The 2991-nt window shown below is 69.8% G+C and carries 2 protein-coding genes; both read left to right on the plus strand.

Features of this window, described 5'->3' with window-relative positions; genetic code table 11:
* Positions 1-376 precede the first annotated feature (376 nt).
* Positions 377-1456: a LacI family DNA-binding transcriptional regulator gene (locus ACXN5W_RS30200; protein WP_473161790.1), complete on the plus strand. Its 1080-nt coding sequence runs from the start codon at positions 377-379 to the stop codon at positions 1454-1456.
* Between the two features lie 116 nt (positions 1457-1572).
* Entirely contained in the window at positions 1573-2877 is a 1305-nt protein-coding gene (locus ACXN5W_RS30205) for an ABC transporter substrate-binding protein (protein WP_473161791.1), read from the plus strand.
* Positions 2878-2991: the final 114 nt, after the last annotated feature.

Genomic DNA, 2991 nt, shown 5'->3' on the forward strand with positions numbered 1-2991 from the left:
GCCGAATGTAGGCCGCTGCTCGATCATCACCCTCTATGGCCGTGGCCCTCCCGTTCGCCGCCCATCCGACTCCCTCTTTCTTCCTCTCCCCCCTCCCCCCCCCCCCCCCCCCCCCCCCCCGCCGGTCGTTCCGGCAGGCGGGTGCCGGGCGGTCGTCCGCCCCGCGCCCGCCCCGCGCCGCGTCGTCCGCCCCACACCTCGCGCCGGACGCCCGGTTCATCCGCCGCCGCTGACGCCGGTCCACCGCCCCTGAGCTCGCCCGTCATCAGTTCGACCCGAGGTATTGACGCCGTCGTAACGGTGTCCTACGTTCGTCGAAACGGTTAGTCGAAGCGTTTCGACGAGCCTCGGCCGGCAGCCGTCCGGGAGGTGCGCGATGGCCACGATGCACGACGTCGCCCGCCTCGCCCGGGTCTCGGTCAGCACCGTTTCGTACGTGCTGACCGGATCACGTCCGATCTCCCAGGCCACCCGCGACCGGGTCCGGGCGGCCATGGCCGAGCTGGGTTACCAGCCCAACGCGATGGCCCGCGGGCTGGCCAGCCGACGCAGCCGGATCCTCGGGCTGCTGATGCCGATGGACGAACGCGGGCTGGGCGCCACCGAGACCGCCTTCGTTACCGCGGCCGCCGCCGCGGCCAGCGCCGCCGGCTACCACCTCGTGCTCTCCCCGGTCGGCGCACACGACGTGACGGACCTCCACCGGCTGGCGACGCAACGGATGTTCGACGGGGCCCTGCTGATGGAGGTACGGGCCGGCGACCCCCGGGTGGGCGTGCTGCGGGAGGTCGGCGTACCCCTGGTGCTCATCGGCCGGACGGGCGACGACGCAGAACTGTCGTACGTGGACATCGATTTCGAGCAGACGGTCCGGGACGCCGTCGACCACCTCGTCGGGCTCGGCCACCGGCGGGTGGTGTTCGTCAACCACTCGGTGGCGGCGCTCGACGCCGGCTACGGCCCGGCGGTGCGCAGCTCGGCCGCGTTCACCCGGTCGATGGCCGAACACGGCCTCGAACCGCTGATGGTTCCCGCCGAGGACAGTGCGGCGGCGGGACGGGCGGCCCTCGCCCGGGCCCTGACCACGGCACCGGATCTGACCGCGATCGTCGCCATGAACGAGAACGCGGTCTTCGGCGTCCTGGGCGGACTGGCCGCCGGCGGTCGGTCCGTGCCGGACGACGTGTCCGTGCTGTCGATGGTGACGTCACCCCAGGTCGCCGACCTGGCCACCCCGCCGCTGACCGCGATGGCCTCACCCGGCTCGGCGCTGGGTCGGATCGCGGTCGAGACGTTGCTGCGTCACCTCGACGGCAGCGCCACCCAGGTACGCCAGCAGTTGCTGCCGTGCGTGCTGGAGGTCCGGGGTTCCACCGCCGTCGCTCGGTCGGTGGCGGATGTCGACGCTCCGGAACCCAACCCGACCCGCCCGGAGGACCCCGGTCCGCCGGGCTGACCGTGACGCCCGCCGCCGCGCCGAACCGCGACGGCGGGCCCGGATGGGAGCCTCGCCACCTAAACGACCGCGAGGCACCCGCCGGAGTACCGCCCGATACCACGAGGAGAATGGTAATGGTCCGATTTCGTACGGTCGTCGCGGCTGTCGCCGTGGCCGCGACCGCGGCCACGGCCCTGACCGGCTGCGGCGGAGGTGACGAGGACAAGGCCAGCGGCGCCAAGGTGTTGAAACTGTGGCACTACGAGGGCGAGAACAGCGCCATGGGCGCCGGCTGGGACAAGGCGATCGAGATATTCAAGCAGGAGCACAGCGGCGTCGAGGTCAAGTTCGAGCGCAAGGCGTTCGAGCAGATCCAGCAGAACGCGGCGATGATCATCAACTCGTCCGAGGGTCCGGACGTGATGGAGTACAACAAGGGCAACGCCACCGCCGGCCTGCTGTCCAAGCAGGGCCTGCTCACCGACCTCAGCTCCGAGGTGACCGAGCGCGGCTGGGACAAGAAGCTCAGCGCCAGCCTCCAGACCACCGCCCGGTACGACGAGAAGGGCGTGATGGGCTCGGGAAACTGGTACGGCGTGCCGAACTACGGCGAGTACGTGATGGTCTACTACAACAAGGACCTGTTCACCAGGTACGGCGTCGAGGTGCCGACCACGCTGGACCAGCTGACCGCCGCGATGGACAAGTTCGTGGCCAAGGGCGTCACCCCGCTCGGCACGGCGGGTGCCGAGTACCCCGCCGGCCAGCTCTTCTACCAGCTCGCGCTCTCGCAGGCCGACCGGGCGTTCGTCGACAACTACCAGCTCTACAAGAACCCGGTCGACTTCACCAGCGGCCCGCTCAAGTACGGCGCGGACACCTTCGCCGACTGGGCCCGCAAGAAGTACATCGCCAAGGACAGCGCCAGCGGCAAGGCCGAGGACATGGGTACGGCGTTCATCGCCGGCAAGACCCCGATGATCGTCTCCGGCAGCTGGTGGTACGGCCGGTTCAAGAGCGAGATCAAGTTCAACTGGGACAGCTTCCTGTTCCCCGGCAACAAGTTGCAGGCCGGCTCCTCCGGCAACCTCTGGGTGGTGCCCACCAGCAGCAAGGCCAAGGACCTGGCGTACGACTTCATCGACATCACGATGCGCCCGGAGGTCCAGGAGCTGATCGGCAACAAGGGCGGCGTGCCGGTGGCCGCCGACCCGGCGAAGATCACCGACGAGAAGGACCGGAAGCTGATCGAGAACTTCAACACGGTCAGCTCGCAGGACGGCCTGGCGTTCTACCCCGACTGGCCGGTGCCCGGCTACTACGACGTGCTGGTCGCCGGGTTCCAGAGCCTGATCAACCAGTCCAAGACCTCCGATCAGGTGCTCGCCCAGCTCGCGAAGCCGTACAACGACGGCGTCGCGGAGATCAAGCGCGGCTGACGAGGACGCGGGGGGGGGGGGGGGGGAGGGAGGGGCCCGACACGCCTAACAGCAGGAAAGGGAAGCGCCGGCCCCGCTTTCCCAGAGTTAAAGGGGGGGGGGACGGCCGGATAT

It is taken from the genome of Plantactinospora sp. A48, assembly GCF_055793945.1.